This is a genomic window from Streptomyces ambofaciens ATCC 23877, assembly GCF_001267885.1.
Taxonomy (GTDB): Bacteria; Actinomycetota; Actinomycetes; order Streptomycetales; family Streptomycetaceae; genus Streptomyces; species Streptomyces ambofaciens.
In genome coordinates this window covers 8,215,496-8,229,730 of the sequence record NZ_CP012382.1, presented here as the reverse complement: position 1 = coordinate 8,229,730, position 14,235 = coordinate 8,215,496, and the positions used below count along the sequence as shown (strand labels likewise).

Below are 14,235 nucleotides of genomic sequence, written 5' to 3'. Positions count from 1 at the left end.
GCTCGTTCTTCTGCGAAGCGGCTCAGGCCGGGTGGTCCGGCTGCTGCTCCGGAGGCGTACCGCCGCCTTCTCCTCCGCCCTTGTTTCCGCGGTCCGTGCCATGGGCGCGGCCACCGCCCTCGTGGCCGGGCTGGGCCGCCTTGCGGGACTGGCTGTCCTGCGGTGTGCCTGCTCCCTTGTCACTGCGCCGCAGCTCGGGCTGTTGCGGGTTCGACATCGCTCCTCCTTGCTCCGCCTGTGTTCGTCGAGAGGCTTGTCCGTTACGGGTGGCGCATGGTCCCCGTGTGAAACGTTCAGCCAGGCGTCCGCGGCGAAAACGTCAGCCGCCACGCGACGGGGCGTTTCCAGGCCCGCAAGAACATCTTCAGGAGGCCCTGCTGCGGTCCAGCGGGCCCCACGCCCCCGGCTGCTCGGTGATGATCCGCCTGGCCTTGGTGATGACCTCACCGGCGATCCAGCCGAGGGGTTCGACGTTTGTCACCAGCGGTTCGTTGTCCGGCCCGCGGGCCTGCTCGGCGCCGTGCAGGACCCACGGCCGGGTACCGGGGTCCCTGACGCGAGGCAGGTGGCAGTAGTCGTACAGCCGTCGAGCCACCCAGACGCGCACGGACCGTGTCCCCCACCAGTCCTCGACATCCAGCGGGCTGGCCGAAAGACCCGGCAGCCTGACGCCGGTCAGCTCATCCGAGCTGCAGCCGGTCACCAGGTCATATTCCGGTCCGCGGGACCAGCGGACATACAGGCCCTGGCGGCGACCGAGGAGGCGGACCAGGTCGTCGAGGCTGGTGAGGGTCGGCATAGCGGTGCTCATGAGCTTGATCGCGCGGGGTGGGTCAGGTGGTGAGAAGGGTGCCGTCCTGCGCGGGCACGGCGTTGTCCAGTCGGCGCCGGGCGGCCAGGAAGGCCGAGTCGATGTCGCGGGTGCCGGTCGAGACGCACAGCGTGTAGGCGACGTCCTCCATCCGGCGACGCGTTTCCTCAGTGCCCCTTTCGGCATGCAGGGTCTGCAGCGTCTCGTACTGCTCGATGAGGTCCTTCAGCACCGCCGGGTGTGCCATGAGCATCGCGATTCTCCCTTTTCGCCCCACTCACATGGGTGATACACCGATGCGTGTTCCCCGGGCCCCGGGCGCCATGCCGATGCATTCACAGGCCCGGACCGGGTGCTCGGCGGTGTGCAACTGCTCTGCCGGCGTCGGGAGACCAAGCCGGCGCCCCACGCTGCGCACCAGGCTTTCGTGTGGAGGCGAGCCAACCGGGTATTCCGCCCCGCATGGCACTACGTCAGCCTCCTGCCACCTCCCGCCTCCGGCGCCGTGCGATGCGCGGTGCGTACCGTCACCGTGTTCCTGAGCACGGCCACGCCGCTCCCCCGCCGGTGCGGTGGGCTGCGCGGTGACCGCGGACGACAGCCTCGCAGCGCGGCTCGTCGCGTCCGCCGTGAAAGGCGGTGCCGTCGAAGAGGTCCCGCGCCGGGTGTGTGCGGCCGTCCGCGACGGGCTGGGGGTGGATGGTGCGACGGTGTCGCTGTTGACCGACACGCCTTCCCGCCAGCTGCTCGCCGCGTCGGACGATGCCGCGCTGTGCCTGGAGGAGATCCAGTTCACGGTGCTGGAGGGCCCCTGCATCAGTGCCGCGCACACGGGTGAGCTGGTGGCCGTGGACGACCTTGCAGACGAGCTGACACCGTGGCCGCTGTTCGGGGCGGCCATGCGGGAGCAACTGCCGCACGTGAGATCGGTGTACGCACTCCCCCTCTTCTTCGGCGACTACGTGCTGGGATCGATCGACCTGCTGGGGCTTCGGGCCCGCGCCCTGCACGGTGAGAGCTTGGAGGTGGCCTCCGAGGTGGCCGACGCGGTGGCAGCCGCGCTCCTTCCGGTACGAGAACTGATCATCACCGGTTCTCGGCCGCCTGCCTGGGAACCGGAGCCGGTCGTGCGTGCCCACTGGTTCGACACCGCGCGTGCCGTCGTGGCCCTGGCCGAGCGCCGGCGGCTGAGCCACGAGGACGCGCTGGCCGTCATGCGGGCCGATGCCTTTCGCACCGGGAAGACACTCGCGGACATCACCGCGGACATTCTGCGCGGCCCTCCGAACGCGCCCTGAGCATGCGCTGGGTGTTTGCTCACGCGGTGTGCGAAGCCGCCTGGTGTTCCCTTTCCTGATCCTTATCGGGAGAGTGGCGCGGCGTGCACAGTGGGTGGCGTCTGAACGGCGAGGAGTACGGTCCACGCTTTCGACGGCATTGAGGTGGTCGGATGCCCGCATGCAGGGGACCCGGGCTCCAGACAGTGAGGAGCCGTCATGAGCAGGCAGAACGACGATGAACTGTCCCACCCGCTGGAACACGTCACCGGTGAGAAGGACGTCCACCCCGAAGACGAGCAACGCCGGCGCCGACAGGACCGATCGACGTCGTCCGACGCGGAACGCACGGATGCGACGACGGACCCCGCCGAGGGGCCGGCGGAGGGCTCGTCATGACCGTCTCGATCAGCGAGCAGGACACTGCCCGGCTAGGAGGAGCGGGCAGCATTCTGATGCGGCAGCGGCGAGAGCACGCCAGGCTCGACTCGATGATGCACCGCTACCTCGCCCGCGGTATGGCGCCTGACGGGCAGGACGAGCTGTGGCGGGAGATCGTGCAGCTGGTGTTCAGCCACGCGTTCGCCGAGGAGACCGTGCTGTGGCCCGTCCTGCGGCGTATCAGCGCCGACGGTCAGGACCTCACCGCGCGCGTCGAGCAGGAGCATCAAGAGATCAACGAGCTGATCGCCCGGATCGAGAAGTCCCCCGAGGACCCTCACCGCGGCGCGTGGATCCGGCAAGCGTTCGCCTTGATCGCGCAGGACATCCGTGACGAGGAGGACGAGCTGCTGCCGCGGATGCGTGAAGCTCTGAGCGATCGCCGGCTACGGCAGATCGGTGCTGCCTGGGAGGCGGTGCGCGTGAGCGCGCCCACGCATCCTCACCCCGCGGTGTCTCGGCGTCCGCCCGGCAACGCGCTGAGCGGCCTCCCGCTCAGCGCCTTCGACCGGTTGCGCGACCTTGCCCCTGCCACCGCTCCGGCCGTCCGCCGCGCTGCACTGGTCGCCGCGGGCACCGGCGCAGCGGCGGCCGTCACCCTCCTGGTGCGTCGCGCTGTCCGGCGTACGTGCATCTGACCCGCCGGCCGTTGCCGTACGGGCCGACCAGTTGCGGGGCGAGTACGAAGCCCGGTACGCCGCCTTGCGCCGTATGCTCCTGAAACGGCTCGCCGTTGGTGCGTCGCTCCTGCTGGTCTGCGCCGGCGCCCTGAGCACCGGCTTCCACCTGCTGCCCCACTGACCCGGCCCTCTTGTTCGGCAGCTCTGCCCGTGTCTCACCCCGCGGGAGGGCAAGGCCGGGTCCATCGCCTGCACCGGCGTACACCAGGCCGAGCCGGCCGTCGTCAGGCGGTGGTTCGTCCGTGGCGGGAGCCGGCGTAGGCGGCGTCGCGCAGGCGGCGCAGTCGTCCGGTGGGCCGGAGTCCGGGAAGGCTGTGGGCGTAGGGGTCGTAGGACACGGTGCTGGTGGCCGGGGCGGTGTGCGCGGCTTCCAGGGACAGGGACGCGAAGGTGGTCCACGGCTCGTCGGGGGCGGCCGCGCGCAGGTCGAAGCGGACGGGCCGGCGGGCGAGTTCCTGCCACAGCGTCGGCAGGGTGTCTCCAGAGGTGGCGTCCGCATCCGAGGCGGGGAAGGCCGCCAGTACCCGGTCGCGATCTCCCATCCGGTAGGACAGCAGGGTGGAGTACGGCCCCTTCAGGGCGTCGGGTCGCAGCAGCGGCAGGTGCCGGCCGAGCCGGCCGCTTCGGCTGGAGGTGAACAGCAGGTCGAGTGTGTTGCCGGGGCCGTCGGCGTCCTCGACGCGCACGGCCAGGCCCAGGCCGTCCGGCAGCCTTCGGGGCAGTCCGAGCGCCCGGGACCAGCGCACCGTCGCCGGGTAGGTGCCGGGCCGGTCCAGCCAGGGCACGTCCCAGCGGGCGTCCGTGCGGCCGGCCACGGTCAGCGTTCCCGTGCACAGCACGCCGTGGGGGTGCAGGGCCGGTGCCGAGCGCCACCGGGCCACCCGGCCCGCCAGAGGGCGAGCGAGGCGGCTGACGGTCATGCGGCCCCTCGGGGCTCGGGGCGGATGACGGCGCGGACGCAGCCGTCGGTCTTCTGCTTGAACATGTCGTAGGCCCTGGGCGCCTGGTCGAGGGAGAGGGTGTGGGTCGCCAGGTGGGCCGTCTCGATCTCGCCGGCGGCGAGCCGCTCCAGGAGCATCGGGATGTAGCGCTGGCCGTGCATCTGGGCGCCGCGGACGGTGAGCCCCTTGTTGATCACGGCGCCGAGCGGGAACTTGTCGACGGCTCCGGCGAAGACGCCGAGGATGAAGACGGTGCCGGCCTTACGGCAGGCGTGGATGGCCTGGCGTACGGCGGTGGGCCGGTCGCTCTGGAGGCGGAGCTGCTGTTTGGCCTGGTCGTACAGGTGCGCGGGGCCGTCGCTGTGCGCCTCCATGCCGACGGCCTCGATGCACACGTCCGGGCCGCGTCCGCCGGTGCGTTCGCGCAGTTCCGCGGCGACGTCCGTGCTCGTGTAGTCGAGGGTCTCCGCGCCGACGTACCGCTCGGTCATGGCCAGCCGCTCGGGGATGCGGTCGATGGAGATCACCCGCTCGGCACCCTTGAGGATCGCCGCCCTGGCCGCCATCTGCCCCACCGCGCCGCAGCCCCAGACGGCGACCACGTCACCGGGTTTCACCCCGGCCAGGTCGGCGCCCATCCACCCGGTGGGCACGGAGTCGGAGACGAACAGGGCGCTGGTGTCGTCGATGCCCTCGGGCACCTTGAAGGCGCCGTAGTCGGCGAAGGGCACGCGGACGTACTCGGCATGGCTGCCGCGCAGCCCGCCCATGGCGTGGGAGTAGCCGAAGATGCCGGCGGTCTCGTAGCCGAAGAGGGCCTGTCCGACGCCCGGGTTGGTGTTCGTGTTGTCGCACAGGGACCACAGGTCGTTGGCGCAGTACCAGCAGCGTCCGCAGCCGACGAACGAGCACACGACGACCCGGTCACCGACCTTGTGCTTGCGCACGGCGGAGCCGGTCTCCACGACCTCGCCGACGAACTCGTGGCCGATCACGTCACCGGCGCGCATCGCCGGGATGTAGCCGCCGATGAGGTGCAGGTCGGAGCCGCAGGTGGTGCCCGCGATCAGTCGTACGACGATGTCCTGGTCGTTGCGCAGCTCCGGGTCGGGGACCTGCTCGACGGACAGCTTGTTCACGCCTTCCCAGCACAGCGCCTTCACAGCACTCCCTCCCCGCCGGAGCGACGGGTGAACACCTCGACCAGCTTGCCGCCCGGCGTGGGGCGGGTCGTGGGCGGCGCGTCGGGCCGCAGTACCTCACCCGCCTCCAGCAGGGACTTGGCGTCACGCAGCGCGCGCCGCAGCTCCTGGCGCGGGTCCTGCCCGGCCAGGCGTGCGGGCACGGAGGCGGACGCGGCGGGCACGGGCTCCTTGAAGCGTGCGGCCAGTTCCGTGCCGCGGTCGCCCGGTGCCGGCCGGATCTGCACGTCGATCCGCTCCGCGAGGTCGTCCAGCGGCGGCGGCAGCTTCCCCTCGGAACCCACATCGGCGGGCGTCCGGTTGACCGTCACGGTGAGCCAGCGGTCACCCGCCCACTCCTGCGCCCGGCTGCCGGCCTGCTCCCCGCTCCTGTGCGACGGCCGGGACCGTCGCACGGCCGCCGCCCCGGCGGCCGCGACCGCGGCCGTCCACACCAGCTTCTTCATCAAAAGCCCTCCGCTTCGGTGGCCACCCGGCGGCCCACCGTCCGGCGCCGGGTTTCCGTGACCGCCGGAGTGAAACGGGAACGGTCGGAGGGGGGCGGGAGCCGGGCCAGTGAGCCGGGGAGGCGTGGGTACCCGCGACGGCATGATGAAGCGCGCGCTGTGGCAGGGGCTGGTGGCCGGCACGGCCGGGGTGCTGGCGATGACGCTGGGCGAGAAGGCGGAGCAGCGGCTGACCGGTCGCCGTGACTCCCACGTGCCCGCCCGGACCCTGGAACGCCTGACCGGCATGCGGGAGTATCCCGGCCGTCAGCCTGTGCCGGTGAACCTGGCCATGCACGTGGGGCAGGGCGCCCTTCTCGGCGTGCTGCGGTCGGTGATGGCGCACGCCGGGCTGCGGGGGCCCTGGTCGTCGGCGAAGTTCACCGTCGTCCGCCTCACCACCGACCAGATCCTGGAGAACGCCACCGGCGTCGGCGCCCCGCCCCAGACCTGGCCGCGCCGCGAACTCGTCGTCGACGTGCTCCACAAGAGCGTGTACGCCTTCGCCGCCGGCGTGGTGGCCGACGCCCTGGCCGCCGGCTCGGGCCCCGGGCCGGGGCAACGGCACGCCGCCATGCTCCCCGGCCGCCACGCCGACGTGGGTCCTGTGCCGCGGAGAGGATGACCCGCCGTCCAGCGGCTCCCTCGTGAGGTGCCCGGCGCCTCACGGGACGGGGTCACTCGCCGGTCGTCCTGGCGACCAGCGCGCCGTACGTCAGCTGAAGGGCGTCCGCGCCGGCCAGCGCGGTGGAGATCAGCCTGCGCCGCGGCAGCGCCCCCGGGCGGGATCCTTTCCTGGTCGCAGGCGGGGTGGCCGGTGTGGTCAGCCCTTGCCCATGGCCTTGCGGACGGTGTCCTTGGTGCGGTCCATGAGGGCGGCGACCGGTCCGAGCGCCATGTTCTTCGCCCCGGACTCGACGCCGGGGTGGGGGCGGGTGGGGGCCATGGCTTCGGCGGCCTTGATGGCCTTGGCCATCGCGGCGAGGTTGGTGACGTCGGTGCTGCGGCGGATGTGGGTGAACTCGTAGCGTTCCTCGGCCCGCGCGTGCTCCTGGACGTCCTTGCGCAGCTTGAGCAGCTGGGGCATGAACTTCGGGTCGTCGGTGTCCATCTCGTCGAGTGCGGACAAGGTCTCCTTGGCGGCCTTCTCCTCGGCGAGGCGGTCCTTGACCACCTGCTCGCCGCCGGGGAAGCCCTTGCGGGCGAAGGGGTGCACCACCTCCTCCTCGGCCGTCTCGTGCACGGCCAGCAGGCGCACCAGACGGTGGAAGGCGTCGCGGCGTTCCTCGCCGGTGGCGGCCTCGACCTCGTCGAAGAGGTTGCGGATGTCGCCGTGCTGGCGCATCAGCAGGGAGACGACGTCGTCGTCCTTGGCCATGTCGTCCCCGGCGTGCGGAGTCTTCAGCTCGGACATCGCGGCCTTTCTACTTCTCGCGCTGGGAGGGGTCGGGGTGCTCGCCCTCGGTCTGGACGCGGTACTCGCGGCCGAACATCTCCTGGTGCTCGTGGATCACCCGGTCGCTCGGCGGGGCCTCGCCGCCGTGGATCTGCTCCTGCATCTGCTCGAACCGCTCGTGCGCCTCGCGTACGTAGCCCGCGCCCAGGGTCGTGAGGTCCATCTGGGTGTCGAGCAGCTCGCGCAGGTAGCCCTTGTTCGGCTCGAAGGTGAGCACGTTGGGCAGCTCGGGGGCCAGCACCGAGGCGGGATCGCGGCCGTCGTGCCTGCGCATCAGGTCGCAGGCGGCGTGCAGGTGCTCCAGCTCCATGTTCAGGTGCAGCTCCCAGATCGCCTTGACCTTGGGGTCGCTCTCCTGCTCCATGAAGGAGTAGTACAGGTAGCACTCGTTGTACTCGTGGTTGACCAGCTGCTCCCACCACGTCTCGCCCGGGTCCACCAGGGACTCGTAGTGGGTGACGTGCTCCTCCTCGATCAGCCCGATCTCCTGGTAGAGCTGGCGGGCGATCGGCTCCATGTAGGTGGGGCCGGTGTTCATGTAGAAGTTCATGGTCTGCTGCTCCGCCGACATGATCGTCAGCGCGTGCAGCTTCGACAGCGGGTTCGTCTCGTCCTTGGCGTAGGGGTCGCGGACGTTGTCCACCGGGTTGCGGTGGTGGAACCTGGTGGGACGGCCGGGCATGACCTCGGTGAGGTTGTCGACGATCGACTCGGCCTTGCGGTGCTCGATCATCTCGTACAGGTTGGCGTACCGGTACAGGTGGTCGAAGTCCTCCAGCACCCCGAACTGGTACGCCTGCTTCAGATACGGGTCCGGCTCCATACGGGCCACCCATGCCGTCAGGTCCACGGCCACCTGCTCGTAGGCGATGGTCGTCTCCAGCACCGACGACACCCCTGGAAGCAGCCAGTTCACGACCTTCTGCTGCTGTGCCTCGATGTAGCGCACCCGCGCCAGCTGCCGTTTGACCTCGGGGTCGACGGTGTTGCGGGCGAGCTGGTGGCTGAACAGGATCGCCTCCACCTCGATCCCGTTCATGGTGATGATCCGGCAGCGGGTGTACGGGTCGCAGTGGTCCGGGTCGATTGGGTCCACGTTCAGTTCCCGCCAGCTCCGCAGCTGACGGTCCAGCGGGATACCCCGCTGCTCCAGCGGATTGAACGTCATCAGGCACTCTCCTCGTTGACAGGCCGAGCGGTGGAGTACCCCGGGCTCGCCGTCTTCACATCCGCCAAGTCGGCAGGAGTCCCATGCTTCGCTGGCCGGAGGAAACACGCCACGTCCCACGCCCAGTCAGCCGATCCTGTGCCCCTTCTGACCTAGTCGGGAGGTTCAGCGGCCGCCCGTCGGTGCCTGTCCGACGCCGCAGACGGGGCGCGGGGACGGAGCCGGCACACGATGCCAGGAGCCGGCCGGTCACCGGGTGTCGGTCAGGCCGCCGGTGACGGCGATCACCTCCCCCACGGTGAAGCTGGAATCGGCGTCCGAGGCCAGGTACACGTAGGCGGGGGCCACCTCCTCCGGCTGGGCGACACGGCCCATCGGGGCAGAGCTGCCCAGGTGGGTGAGGTAGTCGTCGGGAAAGCGCTGACCTGCCACGTTCAGGACGGTCCAGGTGGGTCCCGGCGAGACGACGTTGGCGCGGACGCCCCGGGCCGCCAGGTGCGAGGCGATGGACTTGGTGAAGACCACCATGGCGGCCTTGGAGGCCGCGTAGTCCACATCATGTCGCTGCCCTTGAGGGCTTCCTCGGAGGCGGTGGCGATCACCGCGTCTCCGTGCGACAGGTACGGCAGGGCCGCCATGAGCAGGTGGAAGTAGGCGTAGACGTTGGTCTTGAAGACCCGGTCGAAGTCCTCGGCCGTGAGGTCCGTGATGTCGTTCTGGCTGTTGAGGTATGCGGCGTTGCTCACCAGCACGTTGAGGCCGCCCAGTTCGGCGACGGTGCGCTTCACCACGTCGGCGCAGAAGGACGGGTCGCACAGGTCGCCGGGGAGCAGCAGGCAGGTGCGTCCCTCCTTCTCCACGGCCTCGCGTGTCTCGGCGGCGTCCCGCTCCTCCTCGGGGAGGTAGACGATGGCGACGTCGGCGCCCTCGCGGGCGTAGAGCACGGCGACCGAGCGGCCGATGCCGGAGTCGCCGCCCGTGATCAGGGCGACCTTGTTCTGCAGCTTGCCGGAACCGCGGTAGTTGGGGGCGAGGTAGCGCGGCCGCACTTCCATCTCGGCCTCCAGGCCGGGGCGCTGCTGGCGCTGGAAGCGGTACGGCGGGGTGATCTCCGCTTCCTCCTGCGGCATGGCCGGCCGCTCGTCCGGTGCCCTGCCCGTTGCCTTCCTCTGCCCCATGATGCTGGTCCCTTCGCGAGCTGTTGGGCTGTCTGTGGGGCCGCCTACCGGCGGCGCCCCCACACGCGTGTTCATGCCGTGTGAACCCAAACGGCCGGGGCCCGACGGCCGTCCAGCACGCTTCATGCGACTGGGGCGTTGAAGGGGATCAGCCGGGGCGCCCGGTAGTGGGTATGGGTTGCGGCCTGCACGCCAGCGGCGGTAACAGCAGCCAGCACAAGGAGGTGGAGCACCCGCGTTCCAAAATCGGTCGACAGACGCAGCCGTGAACCACTGTGATGGCTGCGACTGCCCGCCGCACGGAGCGGGCCGGCCATGGGAGCTGTTCTTGGTAGCTGCGAGAACTGCGGAAACACGCCCTCAGATCGACGAGGCACTGGTCAGGTGCCTGGTCGACACTCAGTTCCCGCAGTGGGCGGACCTGGCCCTGAAGCTGCTCGACCCCGCCGGCTCCGATCATGTGATCTACCGGTTGGGCGAGGAACTGTCCGTCCGGCTTCCGCGCCATCCCGGAGCCATCGGGCAGGCCAGGAAGGAATCGCAGTGGCTGCCCCAGCTCGCCCCGCACCTCCCCCTGGCCATCCCGGTACCAGTGGCAGTGGGCGGCCCCGGCTTCGGTTACCCGTGGCCGTGGGCGGTGTCCCGCTGGCTGGACGGCGAGGTGGCGACCGTTGACGCGCTGGGCGACTCCCCCGAGGCGGCCATCGAACTGGCTCGGTTCCTGGCCGCCTTGCAGCGGTTCCCCCTCGAGGACATCCCCGCCGGGGACGCCGGGGAAGCCCTCACCGGCCGTCCGTTGTCCGACCGGGACCGCGCGACGCGGGCCGCCATCGCCGAGGTGGACGGCGTGTTCGACACAGCAGCGATGACGCAACTGTGGAACGCGGCACTGAGCGCGCCCGGATGGGACCGCTCTCCGGTGTGGTTCCACGGCGACTTCCACACCGGCAACCTGCTGACCTCCCACGGCTGCCTCAGCGCCGTCATCGACTTCGGCGGGCTCGGCACAGGCGACCCGGCCTGCGACCTGATGATCGCCTTCACCCTGATGTCGGCAGACAGCCGAGCCGCCTTCCGCGATGCGCTCGGCGTGGACGATGCCACCTGGATGCGGGGGCGCGGCTGGGCCCTGGCCACCGGCCTGAACGCCTACACCTCCTACGCCGCCGTCAACCCCCGGGTCGCCGCGCAGACGACCCGGCAGATCACCCACGCCCTCGTCGGCTGACAACGGCAACGGCACGGCACGGCACGGCACGGCACGGCACTCAGCGGCGATCCACCTCATGGTGGCAGCCTCCGCATGAGGCCGGATGCTCGCGAAGGGGTTCTCCGGCCGGTGGGCGACCGGGGCGCGGAAGCGCGGGTGCGCCACATTTGCCGTCGCGCGGGTGCGCCCATATCTGCGTTCGCGAGCCGAGATTTCAGCGGAACTGGCGGACAGGTTCTTTGCCGCAATGAGGGGAGGGGAATTCTTCACCGTACACGGGCCGCTGCGGCGTGCTACTGTCGATCTCAGTTGCAGTTGTGGTTCCCGAATCAAGTGCTCTCCGGCCGGTCCTGTGCCGCTGGAAACGCTTTTGTACTTCCGGTCTTTTTCCGGGCGGGGTGATCATTGCGGCGACACGGTGTCCGCACGGTGCGGACTGCCGGTGCACTGCCCCGAAGGAGAAATGACATGGCTGCTGGTACCGTGAAGTGGTTCAACGCGGAAAAGGGTTTCGGCTTCATCGAGCAGGACGGTGGCGGCGCTGATGTGTTCGCCCACTACTCGAACATCGCCGCCCAGGGCTTCCGCGAGCTGCTGGAGGGCCAGAAGGTGAACTTCGACATCGCACAGGGCCAGAAGGGCCCGACGGCCGAGAACATCGTTCCCGCCTGACGCTGACTGTCGCGTACTTGTAGCTGGGGCCCGCATCCTTCGGGGTGCGGGCCCCAGCTGCATGCGTTTTCCCGTGGTGGTTTCACCTGGGGACGACACCAGGAATCCGTAGGCTCACCGCACACGGACCATCCTTCAAGGGTGCAGACGCATCCCTTCCCAGCTGTCACCGTGGGCGCTTCGAACAGTGATTCCACACCACGCCACCCCTTTCAGCGTCTTCACCCGCATGGATTCTTTTCGCGGGTCGGATTCGCTGCCGCGTTCCACCGGCCTTTCATGCAGTTCTCCGTGCTGCTTTCCGCTGCGGGAATTCCTTGATATGCGCCGCGTCGAGGAAGGTTCCGCATGAACCGCACACGTACGAACGACCGTTTCGCCCGCACCCGTAACAACGGCGGCGACTCCGCCAGGGGCAACAGCCGCTTCGGCTCGCCCGCCCCGCGCCGCTCCGGCGGACCGAGCCGCTCCGCCGGTCACGGCCGCCGGCCCGCCGCGATGCAGGGCGAGTTCGCCCTCCCCGAGACGATCACCCCCGCGCTGCCCTCCGCGGACGCCTTCGCCGATCTCGACATGCCCCGGGAACTGCTGGCCGCACTCGGCTCGCAGGGCGTGACGGTCCCCTTCCCGATCCAGGCCGCCACCCTGCCGAACTCCCTCGCGGGCCGCGACGTCCTCGGCCGCGGGCGCACCGGTTCCGGCAAGACCCTGGCCTTCGGGCTGGCCCTGCTGGCCCGCACGGCCAAACGGCGCGCCGAGGCCCGGCAGCCGCTGGGGCTGGTGCTCGTGCCCACCCGTGAGCTGGCCCAGCAGGTCACCGACGCCCTCACCCCCTACGCCCGCTCGGTGAAGCTGCGTCTGGCCACCGTGGTGGGCGGGATGCCCATCGGCCGGCAGGCGAGCGCGCTGCGCGGCGGGGCCGAGATCGTCGTCGCCACCCCCGGGCGTCTCAAGGACCTCATCACCCGCGGCGACTGCCGCCTGGACCAGGTCGCCGTCACCGTCCTGGACGAGGCCGACCAGATGGCCGACATGGGCTTCATGCCGCAGGTCACCGCCCTGCTCGACCAGGTCCGCCCCGAAGGCCAGCGCATGCTGTTCTCCGCCACCCTGGACCGCAACGTCGACCTGCTCGTGCGCCGCTACCTCAGCGACCCCGTCGTCCACTCCGTCGACCCCTCGGCCGGCGCCGTCACGACCATGGAGCACCACGTGCTCCACGTCCACGGCGCCGACAAGCACGCGGCCACCACCGAGATCGCCGCACGCGACGGCCGGGTGCTGATGTTCCTGGACACCAAGCACGCCGTCGACCGCCTCACCGAGCACCTCCTCAACAGCGGGGTACGGGCCGCCGCCCTGCACGGAGGCAAGTCCCAGCCGCAGCGCACCCGCACCCTCACCCAGTTCAAGGACGGACACGTGAGCGTGCTGGTGGCGACCAACGTCGCGGCCCGCGGCATCCACGTCGACAGCCTCGACCTCGTCGTCAACGTCGACCCGCCCACCGACCACAAGGACTACCTCCACCGCGGCGGCCGCACCGCCCGCGCCGGCGAGTCCGGCAGCGTCGTCACCCTGGTCACCCCCAACCAGCGCCGCGGCATGACCCGCCTCATGGCCACCGCGGGCATCGTCCCGCAGACCACCCAGGTCCGCGCGGGCACCGAGGACCTCCACCGCATCACCGGCGCCCAGGCACCCTCCGGCATCCCCGTCGTCATCACCGCACCCGTGGCCGAGCGCCCCAAGAAGCGCGGCTCCACCTCACGCGGCCGACGCCGCCCCGCCTCGGCCACCCGCCGCGCAGCCGTGCTTCCGCCCGGTGCCGCTGTGGCCGCCGCATAGACCTGTCCTTGATCAAGAGTCCGGCCCATCCGCACAGGAGGCACCCGTTGGCGCTTGGACAGTTACCGGCTCGCTCCGTCGGCGCTCACCCCGTGCACGGCACGGTGGTCGACGCCATGGACGCGGCCGGACCGCAGGTCTGGTACGACATGACCGTCGAGGTGGCGCTGTCCGTCATGGCCGCCGCACGTGCGGAGCATCTGGTGGTCTGCGACGAGGACGCCCGGTGCGTGGGCCTGGTCACCCAGGCCCGGCTCACCGCCGTCCGGGACAGCTCCGGATACACCGACCGGATCCGCCTGGCCGACATCACCGACGGCAGCCAGCCCTTCGTGTCACCGTCGGCCACGAGGGCCGAAGCCGAGGACGCGGTGCCCTGCGGGCGGCTCGGGCCCGTGCCCGTGGTCGACGAACACGGCAGCGTCCTGGGCGTCCTTGCGCTCTTCCGCTGACCGCTGGACGGCGGTCAGGCCCACCCTCCCCTTCTGCCTGTGAGGCATCATGCGCTGTGTCATCGCCCGCTTCCCGTTCGACCTGACCAAGAACGGCGTGCTGGAATCGATGAAGGGCATCAAACCCGAGCCGGTCACCGGCGAGTCCGTGATCATCGGGCGACGCCACTACCCCGTCAAGCAGGTCGGCCAGGTCATCACCCGCCAGGACCGCCGCGACTTCAGCGCCGGAGAGGTGCTGAGAGCCATGGCCCGGCTCGGGTTCACCTGCCGCACCGTCCCCGAGGCCGCACCCGTCCGCGTGCAGAGCGCGTTCCAGCGGGCTTCCGCGATGCTCGGCACTCCCCTGCCCGTCTGACCGACGCACGCTGACCGGAGCAGCAGTCCCCGCCCGGGGCGTGACCGGTACCGGGG

17 protein-coding genes and 1 pseudogene are annotated in these 14,235 nt (G+C 70.6%); 9 read left to right on the top strand and 9 right to left on the bottom strand.

Translation table 11 applies throughout. The features are described from left to right. Window positions 1–22 precede the first annotated feature (22 nt). The 3 genes from SAM23877_RS38680 to SAM23877_RS35790 form a co-directional block, all read right to left on the bottom strand. Window positions 23–217, bottom strand: coding sequence for a hypothetical protein (locus SAM23877_RS38680; RefSeq protein WP_053125713.1), 195 nt, complete (start codon window positions 215–217; stop codon window positions 23–25). 147 nt (window positions 218–364) lie between these two features. Beyond that, window positions 365–811: a DUF6098 family protein gene (locus SAM23877_RS35795; protein WP_053125715.1), complete on the bottom strand. Its 447-nt coding sequence runs from the start codon at window positions 809–811 to the stop codon at window positions 365–367. A gap of 22 nt (window positions 812–833) precedes the next feature. Continuing rightward, window positions 834–1,064 carry a DUF5133 domain-containing protein gene (locus SAM23877_RS35790; RefSeq protein ID WP_053125717.1) on the bottom strand — a complete coding sequence of 77 codons (231 nt, stop codon included), beginning with the start codon at window positions 1,062–1,064 and terminating at the stop codon, window positions 834–836. Window positions 1,065–1,383: 319 nt separating this feature from the next. On the opposite strand from SAM23877_RS35790, the gene SAM23877_RS35785 reads away from it, so the two are divergent. The 3 genes from SAM23877_RS35785 (at window position 1,384) to SAM23877_RS35775 (ending at window position 3,167) form a co-directional block, all read left to right on the top strand. Continuing rightward, window positions 1,384–2,109: a GAF and ANTAR domain-containing protein gene (locus SAM23877_RS35785; protein ID WP_053125719.1), complete on the top strand. Its 726-nt coding sequence runs from the start codon at window positions 1,384–1,386 to the stop codon at window positions 2,107–2,109. A gap of 198 nt (window positions 2,110–2,307) precedes the next feature. Beyond that, window positions 2,308–2,487 (top strand): hypothetical protein, encoded by a 180-nt coding sequence (locus SAM23877_RS35780; RefSeq protein WP_053125721.1) that lies wholly within the window; start codon window positions 2,308–2,310, stop codon window positions 2,485–2,487. Continuing rightward, the gene (locus SAM23877_RS35775; RefSeq protein ID WP_053125725.1) at window positions 2,484–3,167 is read left to right on the top strand and encodes a hemerythrin domain-containing protein; all 684 of its coding nucleotides are present in this window, start codon (window positions 2,484–2,486) and stop codon (window positions 3,165–3,167) included. Before SAM23877_RS35780 ends, SAM23877_RS35775 begins: the two co-directional genes overlap by 4 nt. A gap of 266 nt (window positions 3,168–3,433) precedes the next feature. On the opposite strand, the gene SAM23877_RS35770 is transcribed toward SAM23877_RS35775, so the two are convergent. From SAM23877_RS35770 to SAM23877_RS35760, 3 genes are read right to left on the bottom strand one after another with little or no spacing between them, the layout of a single operon-like run. Next, window positions 3,434–4,129: a catalase family protein gene (locus SAM23877_RS35770; protein ID WP_053125727.1), complete on the bottom strand. Its 696-nt coding sequence runs from the start codon at window positions 4,127–4,129 to the stop codon at window positions 3,434–3,436. Further along, window positions 4,126–5,289, bottom strand: coding sequence for a zinc-dependent alcohol dehydrogenase (locus SAM23877_RS35765; protein WP_235614667.1), 1,164 nt, complete (start codon window positions 5,287–5,289; stop codon window positions 4,126–4,128). The genes SAM23877_RS35770 and SAM23877_RS35765 overlap by 4 nt, the downstream gene beginning before the upstream one ends. Window positions 5,290–5,309: 20 nt before the next feature. Continuing rightward, complete coding sequence (locus tag SAM23877_RS35760; RefSeq protein WP_053125731.1) at window positions 5,310–5,798, bottom strand: hypothetical protein; 489 nt, start codon at window positions 5,796–5,798, stop codon at window positions 5,310–5,312. Between the two features lie 142 nt (window positions 5,799–5,940). On the opposite strand from SAM23877_RS35760, the gene SAM23877_RS35755 reads away from it, so the two are divergent. Beyond that, window positions 5,941–6,462 carry a hypothetical protein gene (locus SAM23877_RS35755; RefSeq protein ID WP_053141982.1) on the top strand — a complete coding sequence of 174 codons (522 nt, stop codon included), beginning with the start codon at window positions 5,941–5,943 and terminating at the stop codon, window positions 6,460–6,462. Window positions 6,463–6,660: 198 nt separating this feature from the next. Here SAM23877_RS35755 and SAM23877_RS35750 read toward each other — a convergent pair whose 3' ends face one another. From SAM23877_RS35750 to SAM23877_RS35740, 3 genes and pseudogenes are all read right to left on the bottom strand, one after another. After that, entirely contained in the window at window positions 6,661–7,251 is a 591-nt protein-coding gene (locus tag SAM23877_RS35750) for a hemerythrin domain-containing protein (RefSeq protein ID WP_053125733.1), read from the bottom strand. A 10-nt stretch (window positions 7,252–7,261) separates the two neighbouring features. Beyond that, on the bottom strand, window positions 7,262–8,461 hold the full coding sequence (locus SAM23877_RS35745) for a hypothetical protein (protein ID WP_053125735.1): 1,200 nt from the start codon (window positions 8,459–8,461) through the stop codon (window positions 7,262–7,264). 249 nt (window positions 8,462–8,710) lie between these two features. Then, a pseudogene (locus tag SAM23877_RS35740) lies at window positions 8,711–9,516 on the bottom strand (SDR family oxidoreductase). A gap of 451 nt (window positions 9,517–9,967) precedes the next feature. Here SAM23877_RS35740 and SAM23877_RS35735 point away from each other — a divergent pair. The 5 genes from SAM23877_RS35735 (at window position 9,968) to SAM23877_RS35715 (ending at window position 14,179) form a co-directional block, all read left to right on the top strand. Beyond that, on the top strand, window positions 9,968–10,867 hold the full coding sequence (locus SAM23877_RS35735; protein WP_053125737.1) for an aminoglycoside phosphotransferase family protein: 900 nt from the start codon (window positions 9,968–9,970) through the stop codon (window positions 10,865–10,867). Window positions 10,868–11,317: 450 nt separating this feature from the next. Beyond that, the gene (locus SAM23877_RS35730; RefSeq protein WP_003973099.1) at window positions 11,318–11,521 is read left to right on the top strand and encodes a cold-shock protein; all 204 of its coding nucleotides are present in this window, start codon (window positions 11,318–11,320) and stop codon (window positions 11,519–11,521) included. A 348-nt stretch (window positions 11,522–11,869) separates the two neighbouring features. Continuing rightward, window positions 11,870–13,369 carry a DEAD/DEAH box helicase gene (locus SAM23877_RS35725; protein ID WP_053125739.1) on the top strand — a complete coding sequence of 500 codons (1,500 nt, stop codon included), beginning with the start codon at window positions 11,870–11,872 and terminating at the stop codon, window positions 13,367–13,369. A 47-nt stretch (window positions 13,370–13,416) separates the two neighbouring features. Beyond that, complete coding sequence (locus SAM23877_RS35720; RefSeq protein WP_053125741.1) at window positions 13,417–13,821, top strand: CBS domain-containing protein; 405 nt, start codon at window positions 13,417–13,419, stop codon at window positions 13,819–13,821. Window positions 13,822–13,870: 49 nt separating this feature from the next. Further along, complete coding sequence (locus SAM23877_RS35715) at window positions 13,871–14,179, top strand: SCO5918 family protein (protein WP_053125743.1); 309 nt, start codon at window positions 13,871–13,873, stop codon at window positions 14,177–14,179. Window positions 14,180–14,235: the final 56 nt, after the last annotated feature.

Excerpts from the sequence above, each read along its gene's own strand:
- SAM23877_RS38680 (WP_053125713.1), bottom strand. The coding sequence starts at position 217 with ATGTCGAACCCGCAACAGCCCGAGCTGCGGCGCAGTGACAAGGGAGCA.
- SAM23877_RS35795 (WP_053125715.1), bottom strand. The coding sequence starts at position 811 with ATGAGCACCGCTATGCCGACCCTCACCAGCCTCGACGACCTGGTCCGC.
- SAM23877_RS35790 (WP_053125717.1), bottom strand. The coding sequence starts at position 1,064 with ATGCTCATGGCACACCCGGCGGTGCTGAAGGACCTCATCGAGCAGTAC.
- SAM23877_RS35780 (WP_053125721.1), top strand. The coding sequence starts at position 2,308 with ATGAGCAGGCAGAACGACGATGAACTGTCCCACCCGCTGGAACACGTC.
- SAM23877_RS35775 (WP_053125725.1), top strand. The coding sequence starts at position 2,484 with ATGACCGTCTCGATCAGCGAGCAGGACACTGCCCGGCTAGGAGGAGCG.
- SAM23877_RS35770 (WP_053125727.1), bottom strand. The coding sequence starts at position 4,129 with ATGACCGTCAGCCGCCTCGCTCGCCCTCTGGCGGGCCGGGTGGCCCGG.
- SAM23877_RS35760 (WP_053125731.1), bottom strand. The coding sequence starts at position 5,798 with ATGAAGAAGCTGGTGTGGACGGCCGCGGTCGCGGCCGCCGGGGCGGCG.
- SAM23877_RS35755 (WP_053141982.1), top strand. The coding sequence starts at position 5,941 with ATGATGAAGCGCGCGCTGTGGCAGGGGCTGGTGGCCGGCACGGCCGGG.
- SAM23877_RS35750 (WP_053125733.1), bottom strand. The coding sequence starts at position 7,251 with ATGTCCGAGCTGAAGACTCCGCACGCCGGGGACGACATGGCCAAGGAC.
- SAM23877_RS35745 (WP_053125735.1), bottom strand. The coding sequence starts at position 8,461 with ATGACGTTCAATCCGCTGGAGCAGCGGGGTATCCCGCTGGACCGTCAG.
- SAM23877_RS35730 (WP_003973099.1), top strand. The coding sequence starts at position 11,318 with ATGGCTGCTGGTACCGTGAAGTGGTTCAACGCGGAAAAGGGTTTCGGC.
- SAM23877_RS35725 (WP_053125739.1), top strand. The coding sequence starts at position 11,870 with ATGAACCGCACACGTACGAACGACCGTTTCGCCCGCACCCGTAACAAC.
- SAM23877_RS35715 (WP_053125743.1), top strand. The coding sequence starts at position 13,871 with ATGCGCTGTGTCATCGCCCGCTTCCCGTTCGACCTGACCAAGAACGGC.